14 protein-coding genes and 2 pseudogenes are annotated in these 13,569 nt (G+C 73.7%); 5 read left to right on the top strand and 11 right to left on the bottom strand.

Features of this window, described 5'->3' with window-relative positions:
* Positions 1-13 precede the first annotated feature (13 nt).
* Positions 14-1,102 (bottom strand): alpha/beta fold hydrolase, encoded by a 1,089-nt coding sequence (locus FIP57_RS11545; RefSeq protein WP_238993412.1) that lies wholly within the window; start codon positions 1,100-1,102, stop codon positions 14-16.
* Between the two features lie 127 nt (positions 1,103-1,229).
* On the opposite strand from FIP57_RS11545, the gene FIP57_RS11540 reads away from it, so the two are divergent.
* Positions 1,230-2,675, top strand: a complete 1,446-nt coding sequence (locus FIP57_RS11540; protein WP_148573633.1) for an FAD-dependent monooxygenase — start codon at positions 1,230-1,232, stop codon at positions 2,673-2,675.
* Here FIP57_RS11540 and FIP57_RS23215 read toward each other — a convergent pair.
* From FIP57_RS23215 to FIP57_RS11515, 5 genes are all read right to left on the bottom strand, one after another.
* The gene (locus FIP57_RS23215; RefSeq protein WP_162529778.1) at positions 2,638-3,327 is read right to left on the bottom strand and encodes a hypothetical protein; all 690 of its coding nucleotides are present in this window, start codon (positions 3,325-3,327) and stop codon (positions 2,638-2,640) included. The two genes, FIP57_RS11540 and FIP57_RS23215, sit on opposite strands and share 38 nt — an antisense overlap.
* 35 nt (positions 3,328-3,362) lie before the next feature.
* On the bottom strand, positions 3,363-4,052 hold the full coding sequence (locus tag FIP57_RS11530) for a hypothetical protein (protein ID WP_148573632.1): 690 nt from the start codon (positions 4,050-4,052) through the stop codon (positions 3,363-3,365).
* Positions 4,045-4,563 carry an RNA polymerase sigma factor gene (locus FIP57_RS11525; protein ID WP_238993411.1) on the bottom strand — a complete coding sequence of 173 codons (519 nt, stop codon included), beginning with the start codon at positions 4,561-4,563 and terminating at the stop codon, positions 4,045-4,047. Before FIP57_RS11525 ends, FIP57_RS11530 begins: the two co-directional genes overlap by 8 nt.
* Positions 4,564-4,625: 62 nt before the next feature.
* Positions 4,626-5,210, bottom strand: a complete 585-nt coding sequence (locus FIP57_RS11520; protein ID WP_203231185.1) for a TetR/AcrR family transcriptional regulator — start codon at positions 5,208-5,210, stop codon at positions 4,626-4,628.
* The gene (locus FIP57_RS11515) at positions 5,203-6,036 is read right to left on the bottom strand and encodes an alpha/beta fold hydrolase (protein ID WP_148573631.1); all 834 of its coding nucleotides are present in this window, start codon (positions 6,034-6,036) and stop codon (positions 5,203-5,205) included. The genes FIP57_RS11520 and FIP57_RS11515 overlap by 8 nt, the downstream gene beginning before the upstream one ends.
* Before the next feature lie 97 nt (positions 6,037-6,133).
* Here FIP57_RS11515 and FIP57_RS11510 point away from each other — a divergent pair, with 97 nt between their 5' ends.
* Positions 6,134-6,871 carry a DinB family protein gene (locus tag FIP57_RS11510; RefSeq protein ID WP_148573630.1) on the top strand — a complete coding sequence of 246 codons (738 nt, stop codon included), beginning with the start codon at positions 6,134-6,136 and terminating at the stop codon, positions 6,869-6,871.
* A 6-nt stretch (positions 6,872-6,877) separates the two neighbouring features.
* Here the strand turns inward: FIP57_RS11510 and FIP57_RS11505 are convergent, their stop codons facing one another.
* The 3 genes from FIP57_RS11505 to FIP57_RS11495 all read right to left on the bottom strand — a co-directional run bounded on the left by FIP57_RS11505 (position 6,878) and on the right by FIP57_RS11495 (position 9,111).
* Positions 6,878-7,684 carry a GTPase domain-containing protein gene (locus FIP57_RS11505; RefSeq protein ID WP_148573629.1) on the bottom strand — a complete coding sequence of 269 codons (807 nt, stop codon included), beginning with the start codon at positions 7,682-7,684 and terminating at the stop codon, positions 6,878-6,880.
* A gap of 63 nt (positions 7,685-7,747) precedes the next feature.
* Complete coding sequence (locus FIP57_RS11500; RefSeq protein ID WP_148573628.1) at positions 7,748-8,188, bottom strand: VOC family protein; 441 nt, start codon at positions 8,186-8,188, stop codon at positions 7,748-7,750.
* Between the two features lie 95 nt (positions 8,189-8,283).
* Positions 8,284-9,111, bottom strand: coding sequence for a DMT family transporter (locus tag FIP57_RS11495; protein ID WP_148573627.1), 828 nt, complete (start codon positions 9,109-9,111; stop codon positions 8,284-8,286).
* A 273-nt stretch (positions 9,112-9,384) separates the two neighbouring features.
* Between FIP57_RS11495 and FIP57_RS24515 the strand changes: the two are divergent.
* The 3 genes and pseudogenes from FIP57_RS24515 to FIP57_RS24505 all read left to right on the top strand — a co-directional run.
* A pseudogene (locus FIP57_RS24515) lies at positions 9,385-10,446 on the top strand (DUF222 domain-containing protein); the annotation flags it as partial.
* Positions 10,447-10,519: 73 nt separating this feature from the next.
* Positions 10,520-10,651, top strand: a pseudogene (locus FIP57_RS24510) (hypothetical protein); the annotation flags it as partial.
* A gap of 80 nt (positions 10,652-10,731) precedes the next feature.
* The gene (locus FIP57_RS24505) at positions 10,732-11,604 is read left to right on the top strand and encodes an AraC family transcriptional regulator (protein WP_148574164.1); all 873 of its coding nucleotides are present in this window, start codon (positions 10,732-10,734) and stop codon (positions 11,602-11,604) included.
* On the opposite strand, the gene FIP57_RS11475 is transcribed toward FIP57_RS24505, so the two are convergent.
* Both FIP57_RS11475 and FIP57_RS11470 read right to left on the bottom strand, forming a co-directional pair.
* Complete coding sequence (locus FIP57_RS11475; protein ID WP_148573626.1) at positions 11,599-11,958, bottom strand: MmcQ/YjbR family DNA-binding protein; 360 nt, start codon at positions 11,956-11,958, stop codon at positions 11,599-11,601. The genes FIP57_RS24505 and FIP57_RS11475 overlap by 6 nt on opposite strands.
* Before the next feature lie 132 nt (positions 11,959-12,090).
* A complete protein-coding gene (locus tag FIP57_RS11470) occupies positions 12,091-13,560 on the bottom strand; it encodes an aminobutyraldehyde dehydrogenase (RefSeq protein WP_203231183.1) in 1,470 nt (489 codons plus the stop codon).
* Positions 13,561-13,569 lie beyond the last annotated feature (9 nt).

The raw sequence follows: 13,569 nt of genomic DNA, 5'->3' as shown, positions 1-13,569 counted from the left end.
CGGTCCGGGACGCTCAGCCGCCGGCCTCGTCGAGCACCGGCCGGACCGCGTGGTACGCCGCGTTCGCCGCCGGGACGCCGGAGTGCACGGCCACCTCGCGGAGCAGCTCCACCACCTCCTCCGCGGTCACCCCGTGACGGAGGGCCTCGCGGACCCCCGCCACCAGCTCGTCCCGCTGGCCGCCGGTGGCGAGGGCGGCAAGCGACACCAGCGATCGGCTGCGCGGGTCCAGCCCCGGTCGCGCCGAGGTGGCGCCGCGGGCGTGGTCGGCGAGGAACGCGTCCAGCCCCGGAAGGGCGTTGCCCTCCACGGGTCGGCCGGCGGTCGGCTCCCCGAGGAGGTGCTCCCGGAGCAGCCCGGCCACCTCCGCCGGGGTCTCGGCAGGAGGCAGGTGCCCAGTGCCGTCGAGGACCACGAGCCGGCCGCGTCGTACGCCGTCCGCCAGGGCGCGCAGGAGCTCGGGCGGCGTCACGGGGTCGTCGGCGCCGGCCACGGCCAGCACGGGCGCGCCGATCTCGCCCAACCGGTCGCGGACGTCGAACGACGCGAGCGCCTGGCAGACCTGCGCGTAGCCGCGGTCGTCCGCCGCCTGCAGCGCCTGGAGCAGCGCGGTGCAGGTTTCCGGGTCCCGCTCGAGGAACCCCGGGGCGAACCAGCGCTGCGCCGATGACTCCACCAGCCCGGCCGTGCCCGTGCGCGCGACCAGCTCCATCCGCTCGCGCCACGACTCGGCGGTGCCGAGCCGTGCGCCGGTGCAGAGGAGCACGGCCGCCTCGACGCGACCCGGCACGTCGAGCAGCAGCTGCAGCCCCACGGCGCCGCCGACGGAGTCGCCGGCGTAGTGGAAGGTCCCGCCACCGTCCCCGCGCTGCGCCTGGACGTCGTCGACCACGCTGAGGACCGCTCCCGCGAGCTCGGCCATCGTGTATCCCTCGTCAGGTACCGCCCGGTTGTAGCCGTGGCCCGGGAGGTCCCACGCGAGCACGTCGAACGCGCCGGCCAGGAGCCCTGCGCAGCGGCCCCACAAGGTGGTGGCGGAGGTGCCCGACGAGGGCCCGAGGACGAGGAGGGGGCGGTCGGCGCGTTCCTGCGCCCCGCTCATGCGTACGGCGGTCACAGCCGGTCTCGCCACTACCAACGTATAGCGGCAGCGGGGTCTTGCGGCAAGCCCCGGGTCAGGCCGGAGAATTCGCCGTCCTGACAAGAATCCTTCGACGGACGGACGGTCCATGTTCGACGTGATCATCGTCGGCGCCGGCCCCACCGGGCTGGTGCTGGCTGCCGAGCTCCGGCTCCACGGGGTCCACGTGCTGGTGCTCGAGCGGGACGAGACGCCGACCCGGCTGGTGCGGGCGCTGGGGCTGCACGTGCGCAGCATCGAGCTGCTGGACCAGCGCGGGCTGCTCGACCGATTCCTGGAGCGCGGGCAGAAGCACCCGCTCGCCGGCTACTTCGCCGGCATCGCGAAGCCCCTGCCCGAGGGGCTCGACACCGCGCACGGCTACATCCTGGGACTGCCCCAGCCGGTCATCGACCGGCTCCTCCTCGAGCGGGCGACCGAGCTCGGCACCGAGCTGCGACGCGGCACCACGGTGGTCGGGCTACGTCGCCACGACGACCGGGTCGAGGTCGGGCTCGCGGACGGCTCGCGGCTGGAGGCGGCGTACGTCGTGGGGTGCGACGGAGGCCGGAGCACAGTACGGCGGCTGCTGGGGATCGACTTCCCGGGCGAGCCGGCGACGACCGAGTGGCTCCTCGCCGAGGCGGAGCTGGGCGCCTCCCCGGAGGACGTGGACGCCGTGCGTGCCGGGACACCGTCGGAGCTCCTGCAATTCGGCCCGCACCCCTACGAGCCGGGCGTCCACCGCTTCGTCGTACGCACGGCGTCGGTGGCCGAGGACCGCCGTGCCGCACCGACGTTCGAGGAGTTCACGGACCGGCTGCGCGAGGTCGCCGGGACCGACCTCGGCGTGCACTCGCCGCGGTCGGTGTCGCGCTTCGGCGACGCCACCCGGCTGGCCGAGCACTACCGGGACGGCCGGGCTTTCCTTGCTGGCGACGCCGCGCACGTCCACGCGCCGCTGGGCGGCCAGGGGCTCAACCTCGGGATGCAGGACGCTTTCAACCTCGGCTGGAAGCTGGCCGCAGCGGTCGGGGGCACCGCGCCGCCCGACCTCCTCGACACCTACGAGGCCGAGCGGCGACCGGTCGCCGCGGAGGTCCTGGACCTGACCCGCGTGCAGTCAGCGCTCCGCTCGTCGGATCCCGGCCCGTCGGCGGTCCGCCGGCTGCTCGCCGAGCTGATGGACGTCGACGACGTGAACCGCCGCATCGTGGAGAGGGTGACCGCGATCGGGGTCCGCTACGACCTGGGTGAGGGGCCGCCGCTCCTCGGCCGCCGGCTCCGCGACGTCCGGTTGCAGCGCGGCCGGCTCTACGAGCTGACGCACGAGGGGCGCGGGCTGCTGCTCGACCAGACCGGAGGGCTCACCGTGGGCGGCTGGGCGGACCGGGTGGACCACGTGGTCGACGCCCCGGTCGACCACAGCGACGAGCTCGACGTGCCGGCGGTGCTGCTGCGGCCGGACGGCTACGTGGCCTGGCTCGGCGACGACCAGGTGGGGCTGGAGGCCGCGCTCACACGGTGGTTCGGTGCACCGGCGCGGGTGGGGTGACGTCCGGCGTCCGGTCGACCAGCACCTGGCGAGCCTCCGGGTCCCGGCGGCGGCCGAGGAGCAGGACCGCGCCGGCGCCCACGACGAGCCCGGGCAGCGCCCAGCGCCAGCCGGCGAGGCTGAACCACGCCGTCTCGCGGACCGGCACGTCGCGCTCGACGACGACGGGCTCCGGCGCGGCGACGTCCCCGGACCCGTCCCCGGATCCGGCGTCGGGCCCGGCGTCGGACCCGGCGTCGGACCCGGCGTCGAGGACCCGGGCGAGCACCGCCTGCAGGTCGTCCGCAGCCGCGACCCGGCTCCAGCTGACCTGCCCCGCGTCACCGGTGACCTCGGTGCCGTGGGTCGCGACGACCGGTCCTCCCTCGGCGTCCACGTACACCTGCTGGACCTTCCAGGGGTGCGCGTCGTGCGCCATCCAGGTCACGTTGACGGAGGTCTCGGACAGCGTGGCGGGCCGGCTCCCCAGCCGATCGCCCTGCGAGAGCAGGGCATCGAGCCGGGTGTAGTCGGGATCCGAGTAGTGCAAAGCCGAGGCGCGCCCCGTGCCGGGATCGGTGACCAGGACGCTCGTGGGTCCGCCGGCGCTCGCCGGCGTGCACACGAGCACGCCACCCAGGACGACGAGGACGAGGCTGAGGAGTCTGCGCATGTCCCCTCTACACCGCCGGGGCGTCAGGGGTTCCGTCACTCCAGGGACGCGGCGATCCGCACCGCCCGGGCGCGCGTGACGTCGCCCTCGATCCGCACGGTCAGCCCGGCGGTCTGCACGACGAGCGTGCGGGCGGCGAGCCGGGGCGGGTGGGTCTGCGGATCGCCGCCCTCCGGGGTCACCACCACCTCGTGCGGCGTCGGGAACCAGAGCGCGTCGTCGCCCCGCACCTGCACGTGCACCGCGTCCGGAGCGGTCTTCCAGAACACCGGGTCCAGCGTGGCGTCGAACTGGTCGATGCGGATCGTCCCCTTCTCGGAGCCCCAGCTCATCGAGACCACCCCGCCGTCGGCGCCGACGCTCGTGCCGTCGGGCTCGCCCAGGAGCGACGGGACCAGCGGCCGTAAGGTGGCGCTCGTCGGCGTCGCGGCGGGTGGCTCGCTCGGCACGGTCGGGGTGCCGTGGGTGCCGGGCTCGTCGTCCCGCACCATCACGCCGCCGAAGTCGAGCCACTCGGCAACCTTGGCGCCGACGGGCGAGAGCGCGAGGCCGGCCAGCAGCAGGCCGACGACCGCAGCGAGGGCCCAGCGGAGCCGGGCGGCCGGGTGTCCGCTCCGGCCCTCCTCGATGCGGTCGAGCACGGCATCCGTGAGCCCGGGCGGGGCCGCCGGGGTGCGCACGTCGCGGGCCAGCTCGCGCAGCGCGCTCTCGAGGTGGTCAGACACGGTCGGCCTCCCACTCGGTCGTCGGCAGCTGCTCCCGGAGCCGGCTCAGCCCACGGTTGAGCCGCGACTTGACCGTCCCCCTCGGCACGCCGAGGGCCGTCGCGGTCTCGGCCTCGTCCAGCTCGAGCAGGTAGCGGCAGACCACCACCGCGCGCAGCCGCTCCGGCAGCCGTCCGACCGCGGCGAGCAGCTGCTCCTTGCGCTGCCGGTCGGCCACCTGCTCGCCCGGGTCGAGGAGCTCCGGCGGCAGGGGGACGCCCTGCTCCCGCGCCCCGCGTCGTACGGCGGAGCGGTGGTGGTTCCTCGCCTCGTTGGCCACGATCCGCAGCAGCCACGGGCGGAACGGCGCGCCGTCCCGGTAGCGGCCCAGCGACCGGTACGCCTTCACCAGCGCCTCCTGCACCACGTCCTCCGCATCGGCGCCCGCTCCGAGCAGGACGGCCGTCCGCAGCGCCACGGGGGCATGCCGGTCCACCAGCTCGGCGTACGCGTCGAGGTCGCCCGACCGCACGCGAGCCACCAGGGTGGCGTCGTCCGCGATGGCCGCTGCTCCGTCCTCTCGGTGTGCCCGTTCTACACCGCCGGACGCCCGCGGGTTCCGTCCCGCAGCCCGCGGTCGAGGAAGTCCACGATCCACGTGAAGCTCTCGTCGACGTCGGCCTCCATCTGGAAGCCGCCGGCCGCCTCGAGCACCGCGAATCCGTGCATCAGGCTGCGCAGCATCCGCATTGCGTGGATCGCGTCGCGCTCCTCGACGTCGTAGCCCGCGAGCACCGCCCCGAGCGAGTCGAGCACGCGTGCTCCTGCGGCGGCGAGCGGGTCGTCCGGCTCCTCGGTGTCGAGCCGGACGGTCGCGGCGTACCGCCCCGGGTGCCCGACGACGTAGCCGCGCATCGTCCACGCGGCGGCGGCGAGCGCGTCCTTGCCGGCACGCCCCTGCAGGCCGTCGCGGAGCGCGTCGCCCAGCTCGGTCAGGGCGAGCACCGCGATCCTCCGGTGGAGGTCGGCCTGGCTCTCGACGTGCTTGTAGAGCGAGGGCGCGCGGACCCCTAGCCGGCCGGCGAGGAGCCCCATCGTGACGTTCGACAGCCCCACCTCGTCGGCGAGGTCGGCGGCCGCCGCGACCACGGCCGCGGGGGCGAGCCCGGCCCTAGCCACGGGCGTGCGCCTCGAGGAACGGCAGCAGCAGCGCCACCGTCTCGTCGGGGAGCTGGGTGTGCGGGTAGTGCCCGGCCCCCTCGAGCACCGCGAGCCGACCGGTGCCTGGCGACATCGCGGCCACCACCGCCTCGCCCTCCGCGCGCGGGTCCGGCCAGTCGGGGTCCAGCGAGCCCATGACGACGAGCGCCGGGCAGCGCACGTGCTCCAGCTGGTCCCCGGCGTCGGTCGGCGCCGAGCTCCCCATGCGCTGCAGGGCCTTCATCCGTCCGGGCTCCTCCAGCATCGCGGCGTTGCGGCGCAGCTGCTCCTCCCAGTCGGCCGGCTTGGTGCCGGGGTAGGCGACGTCGAGGTACTGGTGCCACCAGGACACGCTGCCGAGCAGCGCGGTCATCAGCAGCCGCGTCATCCCCTTGCGGTAGCGCTTCGCACGCAGCCCGCGCAGCGTCACGGTCTGCTTGCGGGTGAAGGGGGCGAGCTCGACCATCCCGCGGACCAGGTCCGGCGCCTGGGCCGCCGCGATCGTCACCGCGCCTCCCGAGAACGAGTGACCGACGAGGACTGCCGGCCCGCCGAGGTGGCGGACGAGGGCGAGCAGGTCGCCGGCGGTGTCGGTGCGGGTGTACGAAGCCCAGCCGGTGCTCGACTCCCCGGCGCCGCGGAGGTCGACGGTGGCGACCCGGTACCCGGCGGCGACGAGCTGCGGCGCGACGAAACGGTAGGCGTCGCGGCTGTCGCCCATCCCGGGCGCGAGGACCACCAGGGGCCCGGTGCCGTCCACGTCGTAGGCGAGCGTGCCGCCCTCGACGGCGAGGTGCTCGGTCATGAATTCCTCCTTGGCTAACGTTGTTAGCCATAACCTAACGTCATTAGCCTTGCTGTGCAAGGGTGCGGTTGTCGGTGGTCTGCGCCAGGGTCGAGCCATGGACTCCGAGCAAGCTCCACCCCAGTTCGTCGACACCGACCTCCGTGGCGCGCGGTTCGTCCGCGCCGACCTCTCCGGCGCGGTGATGCGCGCCGTCGAGGTGGCGGGGCTGGACATCGACTCGCCGTGGCTCCACGAGGGACCGCCGCTGCTCGTCAACGGCGTCGACGTCGGTCCGTTCGTCGAGGCCGAGCTCGACCGGCGGTTCCCCGGGCGGTCCGAGCGACGCGCCGGGACACCGGACGGGCTGCGGTCCGCCTGGGCTGCGGTCGAGCGCACCTGGGCGGCCACCCTGGAGCGCGTTGCCGGGATGCCGCCCGACACGGTGGACGTGTCGGTCGACGGGGAGTGGTCGTTCGCCCAGACGTTGCGCCACCTGGTGATGGCGACGGACGTCTGGCTCGGCAAGGCGATCCTCGGACGCGAGCAACCGTTCCATCCGCTCGGGCAGCCGAACGCCGAGTACGAGACCGACGGCTACGACACCTCGGTCTTCACGACCCGAACCCCGGCGTACGGCGAAGTGCTGGAGGCGCGCGCCGGCCGGGTCGCGATGGTGCGGGACTTCCTGGCCGGCGTCACCCCCCAGGAGCTCGCGACCCGCCGCTGGAACCCGTGGGCGCCGGAGCACCCCGAGACGACGCTCTCGTGCCTCCACGTGATCCTCCGCGAGGAGTGGGAGCACCACCGCTTCGCCGTCCGCGACCTCGACGCGATCGAGACCGGACGGAGCTGATCCTGCTCAGACGTGGCCGCTGAGCTGGGCGAGCCGCGTCGCCAGGGCGTCGACCATCGCCTGCGCCCGCTTGGCGGAGAGCGCGGACTTCCGGTCGCCGCCCTCGCTCGACACCGGCAGCACGTCGATCGAGAGCTTCGCGCCGCCCGCCAGCGCACGCAGCGCGTCGACCTTGTCGCCGAAGGGGGTGCCGCTGCCGGGCGAGTAGTAGGCGACCGCCTCGTCCACCTCGTCGGGGTAGAGGTCGGCCTTCGTCACCGCGATCACCAGCCAGATCGGCTTGTCCCGGCGGACGGCCATCGAGGCGATCCGGTGCGAGGTGATGGTCCAGTCCTCGAGCTCTGCGGCCAGCTGATCCTCGCGGGTGGCGACCGCCGTGCCCGTGGTGCCCGCCGGGCGCCTCGGCGTCGCGTAGCCGTTCGCGACCACGTGGACGACCCCGTCGACGGGCTCGTCGTGGAAGACCTCGTCAAGCGCCCCGAGCCGCGTCGCCGCGTTGTCGCCGGGGACCACCCGGAAGCGGAACCCCTGCAGCCGCGCGGAGCGCCGGGTGCGGCGCTCCATCACCGCCGACCCCACCTCGGCGACGCCGCCGGACGAGCTGCGCCGGGTGAGCCGATCGACGAGCTGGCTCTTGCCGACGCCGGTCATGCCGGTGACCGCGACCATCGGGAACCGGCGGCGGAACAGCCGGCCGACGCGCTCGGGAGCGGAGGCCAGCCCGGTCAGCACACCGCCGACCACCGTCGCGCCCACCGCCGTGCGGCTCGAGGCGGGCAGGGCGGTCCGGAGTCGAGATGCCGCGCGGGACACGGAGCCTCCTCGTTGCGTCAGGAGCGGCTGGCAGGCCGAGCCTACGTGTCCCGCGCCGCCCGCTCAGCCGATCCGCTCGGTGAGGGCGACGACGACCCCCTCCGGCCCGCGAACGTAGGCCATCTTCCAGATCCCCTCGTACTCGCCGATGCCGCCGACGAGGCCGTATCCCCTGGCCGCGGCGTGGTCGACCGCCTGCTGGAGGTCGTCGACCTCGAAGCAGACGTTGCGGATGCCGACCTCGTTGGCCATCGCGTCCGGCGGGCCGGGCACGTTGTCCGGGGTCACGAAGCTCCCGAGCTCGAGCTTGGTCCCGCCTTCGGGCATCCGGAGCATGACGACCTCGCTTCGCGAGCCGGGGATGCCGCAGACCGTGTCGATGAATGGTCCCTCGATCGTCGTGCGGCCTTCCACCTCGAGGCCCAGGTCGACGAAGAACTCCGTCGCCGCGTCGAGGTCGGCGACGGTGATGCCGACGTGGTCGAAGTTCCTGATGCGCGTCATGGCTGCACCTCTCGTGGTCGCGTCGTCTCCTGCACCGGGGACGAGGCTGTCACGCGGTTCTCGACATCAGGCCCTGATCTGCGGCCGACCGGTCCTCAGCCGACCGACACCAGTGCGACGCCGGCGAGGGCGGCGGCCACCCCGGCGTACTGCACCCGGAGCATCCGCTCCTGCAGCACCGCACGGGCCAGGAGGACGGTGACCACGGGGTAGAGCGACGCGAGCACCGAGGTGATGCTCACGTAGCCGAGCTGGCTGGCGAGCCCGAAGAGGACGTTGGCGCCGACCGCGCCGGTGCCCACCACCACCAGCGGTCCGGTGTCGGCGAGCCGCAGCCCACCGGTGCTGCGCAGCGCCACCGCGACCGACAGGAAGAGGAACGCGCCCGTCAGCCGCATCCCCCACACCGTCATCACCGCGTCGGTCTCGGCACCGCGGGCGATGAACAGCATCCCGAAGCCGAACGCGAACCCGGCCACCACCGCGAGCAGCAACGGCCTCGCGCCGGTCCCGCCCCTCAGCTCGGGGCCGCTCGCGAGCACGGCCCCCAGCAGCCCGACGACGATCCCGGCGCCGGCCAGCGCGGACGGCTCCTCCCCGGCGAGCAGGCCACCGAGGACCGGGACGATCGCCCCCAGCGCCGCGATCGGCGAGACGACCCCCATCGTCCCGCTCGCCATCGCCGCGTAGAACGCCACGAGGGCGATCGAGCCACCGGCCGCGGCCAGCACCGACGGCACGACCCAGCCCAACGGGGAGTGGAACCCGCCGCTCACCAGGGCGACCACCGTGGCCGCCAGCAACCCGGCGACCTGGGAGGCACCGACTACGGCGTACGCCGACCTCCGCCGGGAGAGCAGCCCGCCGAGGAAGTCGGCGCTCCCCCACAACCCGCCCGAGACGAGGGCGAGCAGCACCGCCATCCGCCCCTCCTCTCACCCGCGAGTCGTCGCATCTTCCCCCACGTTCTGCCGCCCACCCGTCGCATCTCACGCGGGTTCGGCGCCGACCCGTCGCATCTTCACGCCCGATCCCCGCCGAGCCGTCGCATCTTCACCGGCGATCGGCGCCGAGCCGTCGCATCTTCACCGCGATCTGGTCCCGGGCCGGCGGGTCCTGCCGACGCACTTCCCGTCTTCTCCACAGCCGTTCGATGCTGTTCGAATACTGTCGGAGGCGGGCCGTAGCGTGCAGCCATGGAGAGCAAGCTGCCGGTCCACCAACGCCCCAACCGGGTGCACTGGGCCACCGGCCGGATCCACGAGGTCCTCGACACCGCGCTGGCCGGCGGGATCGGTCTCCTCGAGCTCGGCACCACCGACACCGCCGATGCGCTGACCGAGATCGCCTCGGCGCAGGCCCGGCTGGACGGGCTCAAGCTGGCCCTGCTCGCGCACGCCGAGATCGTCGACGTCGCGCAGGAGACCGCCGCGACCAGCACCGCGGCGTGGTTGACCCAGGCGACCCGGGTGCCGGGCGGGGAGGCGCGGAAGCTGGTCAAGACCGCTCAGCGGCTCCCGTCGTTCGAGGCCACCGCCACCGCAGCGATCGCCGGCCGGGTCGACGGGGCGCAGGCGCGGGTGATCATCGAGGCCGTCGACGGGCTGCCGGCTGAGGTGGGTGCGGTCGACCCGGCTCGTGCCGAGGCCCACCTGATCGGGCTGGCCGGGGAGTTCGACGCGGTGGCGCTCAAGCGGCTGGCCCGGCACCTGCACCACGTGATCGACCCCGACGGCGCCGACGCCGCGCTGGCCCAGCAGCTCGAACGCGAAGAAGCCCGGGCGGCGGCGAAGACAGTGCTGGTGATGTACGACGACCGCCACGGCTCCACCCACGGCCGGTTCACCATCCCCTCGGCGCACGGGGCGATGCTCAAGGTCACCCTCGACGCCCTGATGTCACTCAAGCGGCCCGACCCGATCGTCCGCGAGGTCGACGACGAAACGGGTCTCCCCCAAGCGCGGCCGCTCGACGAGCTCCGCGGCGATGCCCTCTGCGAGCTGCTCGAACGGTTCCCGACCAGGAAGCTCCCCGAGTCCGGCGGCCTGTGCACCGTGCTGGTCACCATCCCCCTCCACGTCCTCGAACGCGGCCTCGGAGTCGCGACCCTGTCCACCGGCGGCACCATCAGCGTGGGCGCAGCCCGCCGGTTGGCGTGCCGGGCCGGGATCATTCCCCAGGTCCTCGACTCCAGGTCGGTGGTGCTCGACCAGGGCCGCCGGACCCGGCTGCACACCCACCCCCAACGCATCGCGATGGCCTCCCGCGACAAGCACTGCGTCGTTCTGCCACGCCCACCACAAGCAACCCTGGTCCCGCGGCGGCCGAACCACCGTCGAAGACGGCACGATGCTCTGCCCACGGCACCACCGGATGGTCCACGACCCCCGCTACACCACCGAGTACGCCAGCGACGGCAAGGCCTGCATCACCCGCAACCGCAGGATCAACAGACGCCAATAGGAGCCGCTGATCCGATCGGTCCCCGAAAGTCGGGTGCGCTCCCGCACGCAGCAGCCAAGATCGATCCCGAAGGAGGCCACGTGATCGCAGCACTCAACCGGCTGGTCGAGCTCGTCGAGCAGGACCACGCGGAGGAGATCGACGTGCACCGGCTCGCGAGCGAGCACGGCACGACCGAGTACCACCTGCGCCGCATGTTCTCCTCGCTCGCCGGCATGCCGTTGTCGGAGTACCACCGACGCCGCCGCATGACCGTCGCCGCGGCCGACGTGATCGCCGGCCACGACCTGCTGGACGTGGCGGTCCGTCACGGTTACGGCTCGACCGAGGCGTTCGGGAGAGCCTTCCGGGCGGTGCACGGCGTCAGCCCGGGAGACGTACGGCGTGACGGCGGGCCGCTTCGCAGCCAACCCCAGCTCAAATTCCACCTGACCGTCGAAGGAAGCACCCCCATGGACACCCGCATCGTCGACCGCCCCGCGTTCAAGTTCGTCGGCCACGCCGCCCGCGTGCCGTTGATCTACGAGGGCGAGAACCCGCACATCAAGTCGCACGTCGAGTCGATCCCCGCCGACGAGCACCTGCGGCTCAAGGAGCTCGGCAACACCGAGCCGGCCGGCATCCTCGCGGTCAGCGACGACCTCGACGCCGACCGGGCCGAGGGCAGCATGCTGACCTACCTGCACGGTGTCGCCGTCACCGCGGAGACGCCGACACCGGACGACCTCGACGCCGTCGACGCACCGGCAGGGAGCTGGGCGGTCTTCTGCTCCTCCGGCCCCTACCCGTCGACCTTGCAGACGATGTGGGCCGCGACCGCCACAGAGTGGTTCCCCTCGAACCCCTGGCGGCTGAGGCCGGGCCCGTCGGTGGTCGCCGTCCTCGATCGCGCCGAGGACTTCAGCACCGCGACCTGCGAGCTGTGGCTCCCCATCGAGAGGGCCGAGTCATGAGGGCCCGTCCGGGTGGGCGAGGTCGTAGGCGGCCGCGAGCTTCTTCGGCACCACCATCCGCCAGGCGTCGACGACGAACTCGCGGGCCTCCGTGGCGTCGAGGGCCTCGAGGTCGGCGACCACCCAGTTGAACCGCAGCTCGGACGTGGGCGGCATGGAGAAGATCTCCGGCGCGCTCGCGACCAGCGCGGCGCGTTCCTCCTTCGGGAAGCCGAACCCCATCTCCCGCTCGTCGCGCGAGAACGCCACGTAGACGATCTGCCCGACGCGGAACTTCAGCCGGCCGCGCACGTAGACCTCGTAGGACCGCTCGAGCTCGCTGCCCAACGGCCGGACGTCGTCGACCACCGCCATCTCGGACCTCCTCGCACCCGTCACTGACGAGGGTGACCCCCCCCGGCGCCCCGAAGTCATCGGTTCGGAGCCCGGGGCGCCGGTGAGGAACCCCTCAGCCGGAGAGGACTCCCTCCGCCGGAGAGGATCCCGTCAGGCGGGACGGAACGAGTCGTGCGCCTCCCGTACGGCGTGCTTGACCATGACGTGCTGGGTGGAGGTGTACTCCAGCACCGCCTCGTGGCTCATGTCCTTGCCGAAGCCGCTGCCCTTCACGCCGCCGTGCGGGGCCTCGGAGGCGATCGGCAGGTGATCGTTGACCCAGGTGACCCCGGCCTCGATCCGGTGGGCGACCCGGAGCGCGCGGCCGACGTCGGCGGTCCACACCGAGGAGGCGAGCCCGTAGGCGCTGTCGTTCGCCAGCCCGACCCCCTCGTCCTCCCCGGAGAACGAGCTGAGCACCAGCACGGGGCCGAACACCTCCTGCTGGACGATCTCGGCCGACTGCGGGACGCCGGTCACCAGCGTCGGCGGGTAGTACGACCCCGCACCAGGAGGCACCGAACCGCCGGTCAGCACCTGGCCCCCTGCATCGACCGCACGCTCCACGAACCCGTGCACCCGGGCGCGGTGGTCGGCGGAGACCAGCGGACCGATGTCGGTGGCCGGGTCCCGGGGGTCGCCCCACCGCACGGACTCCATCCGCGAGGCGATCAGCGACGCGAGCTCGGAGGCGACGCCGTCCTCCGCGTAGACGCGGGTGGCCGCGGTGCAGTCCTGCCCGGAGTTGTACGTCGCGGCCAGGGTGAGCGCACCTGCCGCGGCCTCGAGGTCGGCGTCGGCGAACACCACGGCCGGCGCCTTCCCGCCGAGCTCGAGGTGGACGCGCTTCGTGGTCGCCGCTGCCGCCGCCATCACCGCGCGCCCGGCGCCCGGCGAGCCGGTGATCGACACCATCGCCACCCGCGGGTCGGTGACCAGCGCCTGGCCGACGTCGGCGCCGCCGGTGACCACGTTGAGGACGCCCGCCGGCAGTCCGGCCTCCGCTGCCAGCTCGGCGAGCCGCAAGGAGGTGCGCGGGGTCTGCGGCGCCGGCTTCAGCACCACGGTGTTGCCGGCGGCGAGCGCCGGGCCAACCTTCCAGATCGCCATGATCAGCGGGAAGTTCCACGGCGCGATGCCCGCCACGACGCCGAGCGGGCGCCGGACCAGCATCGAGGTGAACCCCTCGCTCAGGACGCCGGCGCCGGTGCCCTCCAACGACCGTGCGGAACCGGCGAAGAACCGCAGGTTGTCGGCGGCGAACGGGAGCTCGCCGTCTCGGAACACCGGCACCGGCTTCCCGGTCTCGGAGACCTCGAGCTCGGTCAGCAGCTCGCTGTCCTGTTCGAGGAGGTCGGCAAGCCGGAGCAGGACCCGCGCCCGCTCACCCGCCGTACGCGCGGACCAGCCGGGGAAGGCCTCCGCGGCGCGGGTGACGGCGGCGTCGACATCGGCGGTCGTGGACTGCGGGACCGCCGCGACCTCGAGGCCGGTCGCGGGGTCGACCAGCGACACCGGGGCCCCCGACCCTCGGGCGGGCGAGCCGCCGAGGAACATCCCCTCGAACGTGCGGGTGAGCATCTGCCGTCC

It is taken from the genome of Nocardioides caldifontis (assembly GCF_008087345.1).
GTDB classification, from domain to species: Bacteria; Actinomycetota; Actinomycetes; order Propionibacteriales; family Nocardioidaceae; genus Marmoricola_A; species Marmoricola_A caldifontis.
The sequence above is the reverse complement of the archived record's forward strand: the minus strand, read 5'-3'. Positions and strand labels throughout refer to the sequence as shown.